The following is a 14,473-nucleotide window of genomic DNA, read 5'->3' as shown; positions in this document are numbered from 1 at the left end:
TTACAGGGCCTTCACCTCGAGGATCTCCACCTCGAAGGTCAGGGTCTTGCCAGCCAATGGGTGATTGAAGTCGATGGTCACCTGGTCGTCATCGAACGCTTTGACTACACCCGGCAGCTCGGTGTTGGCGGCGTCGTTGAAGATGATCAACAGCCCTTCGGACAACTCCATGCCCTCGAACTGAGACCGTGGCATGACTTGCACGTTCTGCGGGTTTGGCTGGCCGAATGCGTTCTCCGGGGCCACCACGACGGTACGCTTGTCGCCACCCTTGAAGCCGAACAGGGCGTTCTCGAACCCTGGCAGCAGGTTGCCATCGCCAACCTTGAAGGTGGCCGGGGCCTTGTCGAACGTGCTGTCGACGGTGTCGCCGTTTTCCAGGTGCAGCGCGAAGTGCAGGGTGACTTCGGTGTTCTGGCCGATACGGGTGTCAGTCATGGACCGGATCCTCGGACTTCTTGCTCTTGAACATATCCAGCGCCAGCATCACCGCACCAACGGTGATGGCGCTGTCGGCCAGGTTGAAGGCCGGGAAGTAATGGCGGTTCTGCCAGTGCACCAGGATGAAGTCGACCACATGGCCGAGCACGACGCGGTCGTACAGGTTGCCGATCGCGCCACCCAGCACCAGCGCCAGCGCCACGGCCAGCCAGGTCTCGTTGCGCCCCAGGCGCTTGAGCCACACTACCAACACGGCACTGACCACCACGGCGATCAGGGCGAACAGCCAGCGCTGCCAGCCGGAGCTTTCAGCCAGGAAGCTGAACGCCGCGCCGGTGTTGTAGGCCAGGGTCCAGCTGAAGTAGTCAGGGATGACGACAACCTGCTGGTACATGGTCAGGGCATTGTTGAAATACAGCTTGGTGGCCTGGTCGAGGACCAGTACCACCAGGCTCAGCCAAAGCCATGCAAGGCGCCCGAAGCGCCCCGCTACAGGGTTAGGCATAGTGGCGCACCTCGCCGGAACCGCTCAGGTTGTCGACGCAACGGCCGCAGATTTCCGGGTGCTCCGGGTGGCTGCCGACGTCGGCGCGGAAGTGCCAGCAACGGCCGCACTTGGTGTGGCCGGACTTGACCACTTGCAGCTTGAGGCCTTCGACTTCGGTGGCCACCGCTTCGGCCGGCGCTTGCGCGAATGGCACCACGCTGGCAGCCGAGGTGATCAGCACGAAGCGCAGTTCGTCGCCCAGCTTGCCCAGGTCGGCGCTCAGGCCTTCGTCGGCGTACAGGGTGACTTCGGCCTGCAGGTTGCCGCCGATGACCTTGGCGGTACGCTGGTTTTCCAGCTCCTTGTTGACCGATGCCTTGACGGCCATCACGCGGTCCCAGTAGGCGCGGTCCAGTTCGGTACCTACCGGCAGCTCGCTCAGGCCTTCGTACCAGCCGTTGAGCATTACCGACTCGTTGCGCTCGCCTGGCAGGTACTGCCAGATTTCGTCGGCCGTAAACGCCAGGATCGGCGCGATCCAGCGCACCAGCGCCTCGCTGATGTGGTAGAGCGCGGTCTGGCAGGAACGGCGAGCGACACTGTTGGCGCCGGTGGTGTACTGGCGGTCCTTGATGATGTCGAGGTAGAAGCCGCCCAGTTCCTGCACGCAGAAGTTGTGCACCTTGGAGTAGACGTTCCAGAAACGGTACTCGCTGTAGTGCTCTTCCAGCTCGCGTTGCAGCAGCAGGGTGCGGTCAACCGCCCAGCGGTCCAGCGCCAGCATGTCTTCCGGGGCCAGCAAATCGCGGGCCGGGTCGAAGCCGGACAGGTTGGAGAGCAGGAAGCGTGCAGTGTTGCGGATACGGCGGTAGGCGTCGGCGCTGCGCTGCAGGATTTGCTCGGAAACGGCCATTTCACCGGAATAGTCGGTAGCGGCAACCCACAGGCGCAGGATATCGGCACCCAGGGTGTTGTTGACCTTTTCTGGCTCGATGGTGTTGCCCAGCGACTTGGACATCTTGCGGCCGTTCTCGTCCACGGTGAAGCCGTGGGTCAGAAGCTCGCGGTACGGCGCGTGGCCGTCGATGGCGCAACCGGTCAGCAAGGACGAGTGGAACCAGCCGCGGTGCTGGTCGGAACCTTCCAGGTACAGGTCGGCACGCGGGCCGGTGGCGTGGCCAATGTCATGCGAGCCACGCAGCACGTGCCAGTGGGTGGTACCCGAGTCGAACCACACGTCGAGGGTGTCGGTGATCTTGTCGTACTGCTCGGCTTCAGCGCCCAGCAGTTCGGCGGCGTCCAGCTTGAACCAGGCCTCGATGCCTTCCTGTTCGACGCGCTTGGCCACTGCTTCCATCAGCTCGACGGTGCGTGGGTGCAGCTCGCCGGTCTGCTTGTGCAGGAAGAACGGGATCGGTACACCCCAGTTGCGCTGACGGGAGATGCACCAGTCCGGGCGGTTGGCGATCATCGAATGCAGGCGCGCCTGGCCCCAGGCCGGGACGAACTTGGTGTCTTCGATGGCTTTAAGTGCGCGCTCACGCAGCGGCTCGCCGGTGGTCGGCTGCTTGTCCATACCCACGAACCACTGCGCGGTGGCGCGGTAGATCAGCGGGGTCTTGTGGCGCCAGCAGTGCATGTAGCTGTGGCTGATGGTTTCGGTGTGCATCAGCGCGCCGACTTCGCTCAGCTTCTCGACGATGGCCGGGTTGGCCTTCCAGATGAACTGGCCGCCGAAGAATGGCAGCGAGTCCACATACACGCCGTTGCTCTGCACCGGGGTGAGGATGTCGTCGTTGACCATGCCGTAGCGCTTGCAGGTGACGAAGTCGTCTTCACCGTAGGCTGGCGAGGAGTGCACCACGCCGGTACCGGCGCCCAGTTCGACGTAGTCAGCCAGGTAGATTGGCGACAGGCGGTCATAGAACGGGTGGCGGAAGTTGATCAGTTCCAGTGCCGAACCCTGGGCGGTGGCAATGACCGAGCCTTCCAGGCTGTAGCGCTTGAGGCACGACTCGACCAACTCTTCGGCCAGAACCAGCAGACGCTCGCCGGTGTCGACCAGGGCGTACTTGAACTCCGGGTGGATGTTCAGCGCCTGGTTGGCCGGGATAGTCCACGGGGTGGTGGTCCAGATCACGATGGCAGCCGGCTTGGCCAGCGAAGCCAGACCGAAGGCAGCAGCCAGCTTGGCGTCATCGGCTACCGGGAAGGCAACGTCGATGGTCTGCGATTTCTTGTCGGCGTACTCGACTTCGGCCTCGGCCAGGGCCGAACCGCAATCGAAGCACCAGTTCACAGGCTTCAGGCCCTTGAACACGAAGCCTTGCTTGACCATCTCGGCCAGGGCGCGGATTTCGCCGGCCTCGTTGGCAAAGTTCATGGTCTTGTACGGGTTGTCCCAGTCACCCAGCACGCCCAGGCGGATGAACTCGGTCTTCTGCCCTTCGATCTGCTCGGCGGCGTACTCGCGGCACAGCTCGCGAGTGCGGTCGGCGGACAGATGCTTGCCGTGGGTGACCTCGACCTTGTGCTCGATCGGCAGGCCATGGCAGTCCCAGCCCGGCACATACGGCGCATCGAAGCCGGCCAGGGTCTTGGAACGGACGATCATGTCCTTGAGGATCTTGTTCAGCGCATGACCGATGTGAATCTTGCCGTTGGCATAGGGCGGGCCGTCGTGCAGGACGAACTTGGGACGATCCTTGCCAATTTCGCGCAGCTTCTGGTACAGGCCAATGCTGTCCCAGCGCTGCAGGATCTGCGGTTCGCGCTGAGGCAGGCCGGCCTTCATGGGGAAGGCGGTGTCCGGAAGGTTAAGCGTGGCTTTGTAGTCGGTCATTTCAGGCTCTTCGTTAGCGGTTGAGCGTGCCAATGTGCACGTGCGGCGGCGATATCCGCATCGATCGCCGACTTCAGCGCCTCCAGGGAGGCGAATCGCTGCTCTTCTCGCAGCTTGTGGTGGAACTCCACCGTCAGGCGCCGGCCGTAAAGGTCGCCGGCATAGTCCAGCAGATGAATCTCCAGGTGCGGGCGCCCATCACCGGCAACGGTGGGGCGCACGCCGATATTGCCGACACCCGGCCAGGCCTTGCCGTCGATTTCGATGCTGGCCAGGTAGACCCCGGACAGCGGCACGCGGCGGCGCTTGAGCTGAATGTTGGCGGTAGGTGTGCCGAGCTGGCGGGCCAGCTTCTGGCCATGCAGCACGCGGCCGCTGATGCGGTACGGGCGGCCCAGCAGGTGCTCGGCCAGCTCGAAGTTGCCTTCGGACAGGGCCTTGCGCACTTCGGTGCTGCTGACCCGCAGGCCGTCCTGGATCACCGTGTTGGCAGCCTCGACGGTGAAGCCGTACTGCTTGCCGGCCTCGACCAGGAAAGCGAAGTCGCCGGCGCGGTCGCAGCCGAAGCGGAAGTCATCGCCCACTTCGAGGTGGCGTACACCCAGGCCGTCGACCAGGATGGCCTTGACGAAGGCATCGGCGCCGAGCTTGCTCAGGCGCTGGTTGAATGCCAGGCACAGCACCCGGTCGATACCCTCGGCCGCCAGCAGCTCGATCTTGTCGCGCAGCCGGGCCAGGCGGGCCGGCGCGGTGTCGGGGGCGAAATACTCGCGTGGTTGCGGTTCGAAGATGACCACGCAGGTCGGCAGGCCCAAGGCCTGGCCGCGCTCGCGCAGGCGCGCCAGGATAGCCTGGTGGCCGCGGTGAACCCCGTCGAAGTTGCCAATGGTGGCGACACAGCCCCGGTGCTCGGGGCGCAGGTTGTGAAGACCTCGAACCAGCTGCATAACGCGCTTCTTGCTCATAAAGTGGCCGATTATAACCACACCCGGGCGCCGGTGACAGGCAGCAGCGCCCAAGGGCGGCGTGGAATTCGAAAAACCGACGCCTGACCCGCCCGATGCCTCAGTGCAAGGCCTTGCGGGCGAAATGCCGAGGCCGGAAGCCGCACAGGTACAGGCAGCCGAAATAGGTCACGACGCCCGCCAGTACCAGAGCCCCCAGGCGCACCAGGCGCTCGAGCATGTTGCCCTGTTCCCAGGCCGGCAAATAATGCATGCCGGCCAGCAACACCGCCGACATCAGCCCCACCGCCAGCACCAGCTTGAGCAGGAATATCGCCCAGCCTGGTTGCGGCTGGAACAGCTGCTGACTGCGCAGTTTCCAGAACAGCAGGCCGGCGTTCAGGCAGGCCCCCAGGCTGATCGCCAGGGCCAGGCCGGCATGCGCGAGCGGCCCGATCAGGGCCAGGTTGAACAGTTGGGTGCAGACCAGGGTGAATACCGCGATCTTCACCGGTGTACGGATATTCTGCTGCGCGTAGAAGCCGGGTGCCAGCACCTTGACCAGAATGATCGCCAGCAAGCCCACGGAATAGGCGATCAGCGCCTTCTGGGTCATGGCTGCGTCGACGGCAGTGAACTTGCCGTACTGGAACAGCGCCACGGTCAGTGGCTCGGCGAGAATGGCCAGGGCCAGGGTGCATGGCAGCACCAGCAGGAAGCACAGGCGCAGGCCCCAGTCGAGGATCCGCGAGTATTCCTCGCGGTCCTTGTTGGCGTAGGTCTTGGCCAGGGTCGGCAGCAGTATGGTGCCCAGGGCCACGCCCAGTACGCCGGAAGGCAGCTCCATGAGGCGGTCGGCGTAGTACATCCACGACACCGAGCCGGCTACCAGGAAGGAGGCGAAGATGGTGTTGATGATCAGCGAGATCTGGCTCACCGACACCCCGAGGATCGCTGGCAGCATCTGCTTGAGCACCCGCCACACGCCGGTATCGCGCAGGTTCAGGCGTGGCAGCACGAGCATGCCGATCTTCTTCAGCGCTGGCAGCTGGTACAGCAACTGTGCCAGGCCACCGGCCAGCACGCCCCATGCCAGGGCCATGATGGGCGGGTCGAAATACGGCGTGAGCAGCACGGCGAAGGCAATCATCGCCACATTCAGCAAGGTCGGGGTAAAGGCCGGCACCGAGAAACGGTTCCAGGTATTGAGGATTGCCCCGGCCAGGGAGGACAGCGAGATCAGCAATATATAAGGAAAAGTCACCCGCAACAGGGCGGTGGTCAGTTCGTACTTTTCGGCACTGTCGACAAAGCCTGGTGCGGTCGCCCACACCACCCATGGCGCCGCCAGGATGCCGATGGCGGTCACCAGCGCCAGAACCAAGGTCAGCAGGCCACTGACATAGGCGACGAAGGTGCGGGTCGCCTCCTCGCCTTGCTGGGTCTTGTATTCGGCCAGGATCGGTACGAAGGCCTGGGAAAACGCGCCCTCGGCGAAGATGCGCCGCAGCAGGTTGGGCAGCTTGAAGGCGATGAAGAAAGCATCGGTGGCGATGCCGGCGCCGAAAACACGCGCCAGGATGGTGTCGCGGACAAAGCCTAGCACCCGGGAAATCATGGTGATCGAGCTTACCGCAGCCAGGGATTTGAGCAGGTTCATCGAAAAGATTCACGCCAAGGGCAGAGGACGCTGCCAGACAGCGTCCGAATGTGCGATACTCCCGCGCCTTCGCAGGGGAGCCAAAAATTCCCGAGTTTACAGGTCGCGCAGCAGAAAGGAATATTTCCCTCTTGTTGGCGCACCGCTCGGCGGAACCTTGCAGGTGGCCTTGACATCCGTTCGACTGATCGGCATGATTCGCGGCCTATTTTGTTTGCTATTTACCTAAAGTCTTTCGAGGAGCTCGACGGTGGCCAACACACCTTCCGCCAAGAAACGTGCAAAACAGGCTGAGAAGCGTCGCAGCCACAACGCCAGCCTGCGTTCCATGGTCCGCACCTACATCAAGAATGTAGTCAAGGCCATCGACGCAAAAGACGCCGAAAAAGCGCAAGCCGCTTACGTTCTGGCTGTGCCTGTAATCGACCGTATGGCCGACAAGGGCATCATCCACAAGAACAAGGCTGCTCGTCACAAAGGCCGTCTGAATGGCCACATCAAGGCGCTGAAAGAAGCTGCAGCTGCCTAAGCGACGCGCTAGTCGAAAAACCGACCCTAGGGTCGGTTTTTTGTTGCCTGCGATTTGACGGGCTTGCCTGGATAACCTGATCCGGCCTCATCACCGGCAAGCCATGCGCGGTCCCTGTGGGAGCTGGCTTGCCGGCGAGGGGCCGCAAAGCGGCCCCTTCTGCAATCTTACTTGGCAATCTGAATCTTCGGCGCCCACTGCAGCCATTCATCCTCGGCCTTGTCGAACAAGGCGAACGTCTGCTGCGGCCGTGCCGGGTTGCCCATCTGCTCGCCATCCGGCGTGGCGAAGGCGATACCGCCGTCGATCATGGTCTCCACCGACTCGGTACGCACCGTAACCCCCTTGACCAGCCCCCAATCGAAACCGAAGCCGCTGCTGTTCCAGAAGCGGCTGCCGCTGCGCACCAGGGCCGCATAGCGCGGCTCGATCAGGATATGGATCAATACGCGGTCAGCGCTCTGGCCCAGCTCGAAGCCCGTCACCTTGCCCACCGCAACCTCACGATAGGTCACCGGCACGCCCGGCTTGATCGAGCCACGGCGCGGGGCGCTCAGCGTCAACGGCAGCCCGACTTCAGGCCCTGCCACCTGCGGGGCGTCGGCCAAGGCGATGAAATCGCGCTGCGGGCCACGGTCCTTGGCAGCCGGCTGCACTTCCAGGTACTGCCCGCCCACCAGGGTGTCGAGGTTCTGCGTGCGCACCAGGCCAAAGGCTGGCTTGACCACCCAGAACTGCGTACCGACGCGGGCGATACGGTCCGCCGCTTCGGTAATGCGCGCCCGCAGCAGCACCGCCTGCAAGTCATCGGTCAGGTCGACGCTCTCGACGCTACCCACATCCAGGCCGCGGAAGCGAATCGCCGTGCCAGGCTTGAGGCCGTCGGCACGGTCCACACGAATGGTGATCAACGTACCCGCGCGGTTGACCGCCTCCTGGCTGTCATGCAGGCGGAAGCGTGGGATGTGTCGTTTGAGCGGCACATCAGGCCGTGGCGTATCGAACGCGATACCACCAGCCATCAGGGTCTGCAGTGATTCACTCTTGATCTTGATGCCCGACAGGCCGCCCGTCAGGGTGATGCCACTGACATTCCAGAAGCGCGACGAACCGTTGACCAGCTTTTCGTATTCCTTCTCGATATGCACTCCGATCAGGATGCGATTGCTGTTGCGGGCGAACTGGTAGCTCTGCACGCTACCCACCTTCACCTGGCGGTACATGACCGGGCTACCGACTTCCAGCGAACCCAGGGTGTCGGCGAACAGCACCATGTGCAGGCCTGGTGCCTTGAGGTCGAGCGGAGGCGCCTTGGCGCGGGCTTCGAACTCACGCTCTGGCCGCGCCCCTTTCTCACCAGGGCGAATGGCGATGTAGTTACCCTTGACCAGCGCCTCCAAGCCAGTGATACCCGCCAGGGAAATTGACGGTTTGACCACCCAGAACTGCGTGCCCTCGACCAGATAATCCTCGGCCAACGGGTCCAGCGTAAGCTCGGCCGAGGCACTGGCCAGGTTGTCTGCCATTGTCAGGGCTTTCAGCGAGCCTACCTGGATGCCCTTGTACATGACCGGTGTACGGCCCGCCTGCAGGCCCTCGTAATCGCTCAATTTCACCTTCACCCGGATGCCGGCCTGGGCCGCATCGAAGTCCTCATACAGACGGAACGGCAGGTTCGAGTCGGTGGGTGGACTGTCCTTGCGGTGTTCCGGCGTGGCAAAGGCGATACCACCGGCGACAATGCTCGACAGCGATTCACTACGCACTTTCACGCCCGACAGCGAAGCATCGATGCTGACGCCGCTGGCATTCCAGAAACGCGTGTGCTTGCGCACCAGGCTGGCATAGGCCGGCTCGATGAAGACCTTTATCTCGACAGTGCTCTGGTCCTCGGACAGGCGGTAGCTTTTAACCCGGCCAACCTGGATCTGCTTGTAGAACACTGGGCTGTCACGGTTGAGCGACCCAAGCCGCTCGGCCTTGAGGGTAAGGTGCAGGCCCGGCTCAGTGTCCGACAGCGGCGGAGCAACCTTCAAGGCAGTAAAACGCTTGGTGCGCTCCCCCTCCCCTGGGCTGACGGCGATGTAGTTGCCTGACACCAGAGTTTCCAGGCCGGAAATACCCGCCAGGCTGACGCTCGGCTTCACCAGCCAGAAACGCGTGCCTTTGGTCAGATGCGGCTCGGCAGCCTTGTTCATCTCGATGGTGGCGATCACCCCCTGGTTCTCACCCTTGGCGTCGAGCACCAGGCTCTTGACCTTGCCAACCGGCATGCCCTTGTAGATCACCTCGGTCTTGTTGGCGACGATACCCTCACCCGACTCGAAGCGGACCTCAATTTCCACACCGGCATCACGGTAAGCCTGCCACGCAAGCCAGCCACCGATCATCAAGGCGATCAAAGGCAGGATCCATATGGCCGACCAGTTCGAGGCTGGGCGGGTTTTAGCCGTTGGCAGGTCACTCATGGTCGTCATCCGACTCCGTGTTATCCCAAATCAGTCGGGGATCGAAAGTTAAAGCGGCAAGCATTGTCAGGATCACCACAGTTGCAAAGGCGACAGCGCCCAGGTTGGCTTCGACACTGGCTATTCGGCCGAAATTCACCACCGCCACCAGGATGGCGATGACAAAGATATCGAGCATGGACCAGCGCCCAATGAATTCGATGAAGCGGTACATCAATATCCGTTGCCGTGCCGAAAGCGGCTGACGGCGCTGAACGGAGTACAACAGCAAGCCGATGCCCACCAGTTTGAACGTGGGCACCAGGATACTGGCAATGAACACCACGGCAGCAATGGGCACCATGCCATGCTTGAGCAAGGTGATGACACCGGACATGATCGTGTCGGGGCTGCCTTGGCCCAGGGTGCTCACGGTCATGATCGGCAGCATGTTGGCCGGGATGTACAGGATCGACGCGGCAATCAGCAGCGCCCAGGTACGCGCGATGCTGTTCGGCCGACGGGCATGCACGATGGCACCGCAGCGTGTACAGGTTTGTGAAGTGCTGTCTGGCTGTTGCCGGTTCAGCTCGTGACATTCATTGCAGACAAGAATGCCTGCATCAATCGCCCGCATGCAGGTCCTCCCCTGATAGCGCACTCCAGATCTGGTGCGGTGACATCACCACCTCGAGCCACACCTGGATCAATAACAGGCTGATGAAGCAGAACAGCCCCAGACCTACCGTCAGCTCGGCCAGGTCCACCAGCTTGACGATGGCTACCAGCACGCCCATGAAATAGACCTCGAGCATGCCCCAGTCACGCAAGTGGTGATAGATGCGGTAGAACAGCAGGCCGAAACTACGCCCCACGTTCAGACGGATACTCAAGAGCACGACCAGCTGACAGAGCAGTTTTGCCAGAGGGATGGCCATGCTGCACAGGAAAACCACGACGGCCACACCGCGCATTTCCGAGTTGTACAGGCCCAGCACGCCGCTCCAGACAGTATCGTCCGATGTCTGGCCAAGCAGGTGCAGCTGCATGATCGGCAGGAAATTGGCAGGCACAAACAGCAGCAAGGCGGTGAGCACCAGGGCCAGGCTGCGGTTGACCACATTGTGCCGATGGGCGTACAGCTCATAGCCGCAGCGCGGGCATTGGGCTTTCTCATCATGCTGGAGCACGGGCTTGCGCAGCAGCAGGTCACATTCATGACAGGCGACAAGCTCGTCCAACGGCAACTGGGCCAGGGTTTCAGGTTCGACAGGATTGGGCATATAGCGCTTCTGAATAGGTGCGTGGGCCTATTCTAGTGTTCTGGCTCGAATTGTGGGAGGCGACGATTGAACGGTGACCAGTGCGGGCGAGTCGAGGCGTCGAACCGCCGCGAAGCAGGCGACGCGGTGGATGGCACCGGCCTTGCCGGCATTCGCGGGTGAACCCGCTCCCACAGGGGCGGCGTATGCTTGGGAATTTTTGCGCCAGAAAGACAAAACCCCTACCTGCATGCGCAGATAGGGGTTTTGCGAAATGAATCTTGACGATGACCTACTCTCACATGGGGAAACCCCACACTACCATCGGCGATGCATCGTTTCACTGCTGAGTTCGGGATGGGATCAGGTGGTTCCAATGCTCTATGGTCGTCAAGAAATTCTGTTGCCAGAATGTCCAGATGGACAGCCCAGCGAATCCGGATATGCGATATTTGTGATGTTGCGAACTTTCGGTCGTTTCGTCTTCACCACCGCAATCTGCGCTAGCAAATTGCTTGGGTGTTATATGGTCAAGCCTCACGGGCAATTAGTATTGGTTAGCTCAACGCCTCACAGCGCTTACACACCCAACCTATCAACGTCGTAGTCTTCGACGGCCCTTTAGGGGATTCAAGATCCCAGTGAGATCTCATCTTGAGGCAAGTTTCCCGCTTAGATGCTTTCAGCGGTTATCTCTTCCGAACATAGCTACCCGGCAATGCCACTGGCGTGACAACCGGAACACCAGAGGTTCGTCCACTCCGGTCCTCTCGTACTAGGAGCAGCCCCTCTCAAATCTCAAACGTCCACGGCAGATAGGGACCGAACTGTCTCACGACGTTCTAAACCCAGCTCGCGTACCACTTTAAATGGCGAACAGCCATACCCTTGGGACCGGCTTCAGCCCCAGGATGTGATGAGCCGACATCGAGGTGCCAAACACCGCCGTCGATATGAACTCTTGGGCGGTATCAGCCTGTTATCCCCGGAGTACCTTTTATCCGTTGAGCGATGGCCCTTCCATACAGAACCACCGGATCACTAAGACCTACTTTCGTACCTGCTCGACGTGTTTGTCTCGCAGTCAAGCGCGCTTTTGCCTTTATACTCTACGACCGATTTCCGACCGGTCTGAGCGCACCTTCGTACTCCTCCGTTACTCTTTGGGAGGAGACCGCCCCAGTCAAACTACCCACCATACACTGTCCTCGATCCGGATAACGGACCTGAGTTAGAACCTCAAAGTTGCCAGGGTGGTATTTCAAGGATGGCTCCATGAGAACTGGCGTCCCCACTTCAAAGCCTCCCACCTATCCTACACAAGCAAATTCAAAGTCCAGTGCAAAGCTATAGTAAAGGTTCACGGGGTCTTTCCGTCTAGCCGCGGATACACTGCATCTTCACAGCGATTTCAATTTCACTGAGTCTCGGGTGGAGACAGCGCCGCCATCGTTACGCCATTCGTGCAGGTCGGAACTTACCCGACAAGGAATTTCGCTACCTTAGGACCGTTATAGTTACGGCCGCCGTTTACCGGGGCTTCGATCAAGAGCTTCGCTTGCGCTAACCCCATCAATTAACCTTCCGGCACCGGGCAGGCGTCACACCCTATACGTCCACTTTCGTGTTTGCAGAGTGCTGTGTTTTTAATAAACAGTCGCAGCGGCCTGGTATCTTCGACCGGCATGGGCTTACGGAGCAAGTCCTTCACCCTCGCCGGCGCACCTTCTCCCGAAGTTACGGTGCCATTTTGCCTAGTTCCTTCACCCGAGTTCTCTCAAGCGCCTTGGTATTCTCTACCTAACCACCTGTGTCGGTTTGGGGTACGGTTCCCAGTTATCTGAAGCTTAGGAGCTTTTCTTGGAAGCATGGTATCAACCACTTCGTCGCCTGAAGGCAACTCGTCATCAGCTCTCGGCTTTGAAATCCCGGATTTGCCTAAGATTTCAGCCTACCACCTTAAACCTGGACAACCAACGCCAGGCTGGCCTAACCTTCTCCGTCCCTCCATCGCAATAACTGGAAGTACAGGAATATTAACCTGTTTTCCATCGACTACGCTTTTCAGCCTCGCCTTAGGGACCGACTAACCCTGCGTCGATTAACGTTGCGCAGGAAACCTTGGTCTTTCGGCGTGCGAGTTTTTCACTCGCATTGTCGTTACTCATGTCAGCATTCGCACTTCTGATACCTCCAGCAAGCTTCTCAACTCACCTTCACAGGCTTACAGAACGCTCCTCTACCGCGTCATCAAAGATGACACCCGTAGCTTCGGTGCATGGTTTGAGCCCCGTTACATCTTCCGCGCAGGCCGACTCGACTAGTGAGCTATTACGCTTTCTTTAAAGGGTGGCTGCTTCTAAGCCAACCTCCTAGCTGTCTAAGCCTTCCCACATCGTTTCCCACTTAACCATGACTTTGGGACCTTAGCTGACGGTCTGGGTTGTTTCCCTTTTCACGACGGACGTTAGCACCCGCCGTGTGTCTCCCATGCTCGGCACTTCCAGGTATTCGGAGTTTGCATCGGTTTGGTAAGTCGGGATGACCCCCTAGCCGAAACAGTGCTCTACCCCCTGGAGTGATACATGAGGCGCTACCTAAATAGCTTTCGAGGAGAACCAGCTATCTCCGAGCTTGATTAGCCTTTCACTCCGATCCACAGGTCATCCGCTAACTTTTCAACGGTAGTCGGTTCGGTCCTCCAGTCAGTGTTACCTAACCTTCAACCTGCCCATGGATAGATCGCCCGGTTTCGGGTCTATACCCAGCGACTAAACGCCCTATTAAGACTCGCTTTCGCTACGCCTCCCCTATTCGGTTAAGCTCGCCACTGAATATAAGTCGCTGACCCATTATACAAAAGGTACGCAGTCACCTAACAAAGTAGGCTCCCACTGCTTGTACGCATACGGTTTCAGGTTCTATTTCACTCCCCTCTCCGGGGTTCTTTTCGCCTTTCCCTCACGGTACTGGTTCACTATCGGTCAGTCAGTAGTATTTAGCCTTGGAGGATGGTCCCCCCATATTCAGACAAAGTTTCTCGTGCTCCGTCCTACTCGATTTCATTGACAAGAGATTTTCGTGTACGGGGCTATCACCCACTATGGCCGCACTTTCCAGAGCGTTCCACTAATCTCAAATCAACTTAAGGGCTGGTCCCCGTTCGCTCGCCACTACTAAGGGAATCTCGGTTGATTTCTTTTCCTCAGGGTACTTAGATGTTTCAGTTCCCCTGGTTCGCCTCTTGCACCTATGTATTCAGTACAAGATACTCAGCTTATGCTGAGTGGGTTCCCCCATTCAGAGATCTCTGGATCACAGTCTGTTTGCCGACTCCCCAAAGCTTATCGCAGGCTACCACGTCTTTCATCGCCTCTGACTGCCAAGGCATCCACCGTATGCGCTTCTTCACTTGACCATATAACCCCAAGCAATCTGGTTATACTGTGAAGACGACATTCGCCGAAAATTCGCATGTTGCTCTTTCGAGCAGAACTCACAAATTTTACCTTAGCCTGATTAACCAGCAGTGAAACTGGCCATCAGTCTATATCTATCACATATCCGAATTTTTAAAGAACGATCTGACAAAAGTCAGAAATCAACATTCGAAACGAATGCTCATTTCCAAGTTCTGACCAGGAACAACACAAGATCCATACAGGATCTTGATCGTCTTCAACCATGAATCAAGCAATTCGTGTGGGAGCTCATCAGCAGGCTGATGTCGTCGATTAAGGAGGTGATCCAGCCGCAGGTTCCCCTACGGCTACCTTGTTACGACTTCACCCCAGTCATGAATCACACCGTGGTAACCGTCCTCCCGAAGGTTAGACTAGCTACTTCTGGTGCAACCCACTC

9 protein-coding genes and 3 rRNA genes (1 of these 12 cut by a window edge) are annotated in these 14,473 nt (G+C 59.6%); 1 reads left to right on the top strand and 11 read right to left on the bottom strand.

The window, feature by feature from the left end:
* The 5 genes from fkpB to murJ form a co-directional block, all read right to left on the bottom strand.
* Complete coding sequence (fkpB, locus tag KDB76_RS03485; RefSeq protein WP_003258215.1) at window positions 1–438, bottom strand: FKBP-type peptidyl-prolyl cis-trans isomerase; 438 nt, start codon at window positions 436–438, stop codon at window positions 1–3.
* Window positions 431–946, bottom strand: coding sequence for a signal peptidase II (lspA, locus tag KDB76_RS03480; RefSeq protein ID WP_003258216.1), 516 nt, complete (start codon window positions 944–946; stop codon window positions 431–433). Before lspA ends, fkpB begins: the two co-directional genes overlap by 8 nt.
* The gene (ileS, locus tag KDB76_RS03475) at window positions 939–3,770 is read right to left on the bottom strand and encodes an isoleucine--tRNA ligase (RefSeq protein ID WP_013970751.1); all 2,832 of its coding nucleotides are present in this window, start codon (window positions 3,768–3,770) and stop codon (window positions 939–941) included. Before ileS ends, lspA begins: the two co-directional genes overlap by 8 nt.
* Window positions 3,767–4,717, bottom strand: a complete 951-nt coding sequence (ribF, locus tag KDB76_RS03470; protein WP_023660619.1) for a bifunctional riboflavin kinase/FAD synthetase — start codon at window positions 4,715–4,717, stop codon at window positions 3,767–3,769. The genes ileS and ribF overlap by 4 nt, the downstream gene beginning before the upstream one ends.
* A gap of 118 nt (window positions 4,718–4,835) precedes the next feature.
* On the bottom strand, window positions 4,836–6,374 hold the full coding sequence (murJ, locus tag KDB76_RS03465; protein ID WP_013970749.1) for a murein biosynthesis integral membrane protein MurJ: 1,539 nt from the start codon (window positions 6,372–6,374) through the stop codon (window positions 4,836–4,838).
* A gap of 250 nt (window positions 6,375–6,624) precedes the next feature.
* Between murJ and rpsT the strand changes: the two genes are divergently transcribed.
* Window positions 6,625–6,903, top strand: coding sequence for a 30S ribosomal protein S20 (gene rpsT, locus KDB76_RS03460; RefSeq protein WP_003247625.1), 279 nt, complete (start codon window positions 6,625–6,627; stop codon window positions 6,901–6,903).
* A 167-nt stretch (window positions 6,904–7,070) separates the two neighbouring features.
* Here rpsT and KDB76_RS03455 read toward each other — a convergent pair whose 3' ends face one another.
* From KDB76_RS03455 to KDB76_RS03430, 6 genes are all read right to left on the bottom strand, one after another.
* Window positions 7,071–9,371, bottom strand: a complete 2,301-nt coding sequence (locus KDB76_RS03455; RefSeq protein WP_013970748.1) for an MlaD family protein — start codon at window positions 9,369–9,371, stop codon at window positions 7,071–7,073.
* Window positions 9,364–9,987, bottom strand: a complete 624-nt coding sequence (locus KDB76_RS03450; protein WP_015268842.1) for a paraquat-inducible protein A — start codon at window positions 9,985–9,987, stop codon at window positions 9,364–9,366. The genes KDB76_RS03455 and KDB76_RS03450 overlap by 8 nt, the downstream gene beginning before the upstream one ends.
* Complete coding sequence (locus tag KDB76_RS03445) at window positions 9,974–10,633, bottom strand: paraquat-inducible protein A (protein WP_013970746.1); 660 nt, start codon at window positions 10,631–10,633, stop codon at window positions 9,974–9,976. Before KDB76_RS03445 ends, KDB76_RS03450 begins: the two co-directional genes overlap by 14 nt.
* 258 nt (window positions 10,634–10,891) lie before the next feature.
* Window positions 10,892–11,007, bottom strand: a 5S ribosomal RNA gene (gene rrf, locus KDB76_RS03440).
* 131 nt (window positions 11,008–11,138) lie between these two features.
* Window positions 11,139–14,030 (bottom strand): 23S ribosomal RNA (locus KDB76_RS03435).
* A gap of 317 nt (window positions 14,031–14,347) precedes the next feature.
* Window positions 14,348–14,473, bottom strand: a 16S ribosomal RNA gene (locus KDB76_RS03430); it runs 1,411 nt beyond the window's last position.
* Together the 16S, 23S and 5S rRNA genes form the textbook arrangement of a ribosomal RNA operon.

The organism is Pseudomonas sp. JS425 (genome assembly GCF_018223845.1).
Taxonomy (GTDB): domain Bacteria; phylum Pseudomonadota; class Gammaproteobacteria; order Pseudomonadales; family Pseudomonadaceae; genus Aquipseudomonas; species Aquipseudomonas asiatica.
Note: the sequence above shows the minus strand (reverse complement) of the source record. Positions and strands in the feature narration are given on the sequence as shown.

Bases quoted from the DNA above. Each gene is read 5' to 3' on its own strand.
- fkpB (WP_003258215.1), bottom strand. From the start codon at position 438: ATGACTGACACCCGTATCGGCCAGAACACCGAAGTCACCCTGCACTTC.
- lspA (WP_003258216.1), bottom strand. From the start codon at position 946: ATGCCTAACCCTGTAGCGGGGCGCTTCGGGCGCCTTGCATGGCTTTGG.
- ileS (WP_013970751.1), bottom strand. From the start codon at position 3,770: ATGACCGACTACAAAGCCACGCTTAACCTTCCGGACACCGCCTTCCCC.
- ribF (WP_023660619.1), bottom strand. From the start codon at position 4,717: ATGCAGCTGGTTCGAGGTCTTCACAACCTGCGCCCCGAGCACCGGGGC.
- murJ (WP_013970749.1), bottom strand. From the start codon at position 6,374: ATGAACCTGCTCAAATCCCTGGCTGCGGTAAGCTCGATCACCATGATT.
- KDB76_RS03455 (WP_013970748.1), bottom strand. From the start codon at position 9,371: ATGAGTGACCTGCCAACGGCTAAAACCCGCCCAGCCTCGAACTGGTCG.
- KDB76_RS03450 (WP_015268842.1), bottom strand. From the start codon at position 9,987: ATGCGGGCGATTGATGCAGGCATTCTTGTCTGCAATGAATGTCACGAG.
- KDB76_RS03445 (WP_013970746.1), bottom strand. From the start codon at position 10,633: ATGCCCAATCCTGTCGAACCTGAAACCCTGGCCCAGTTGCCGTTGGAC.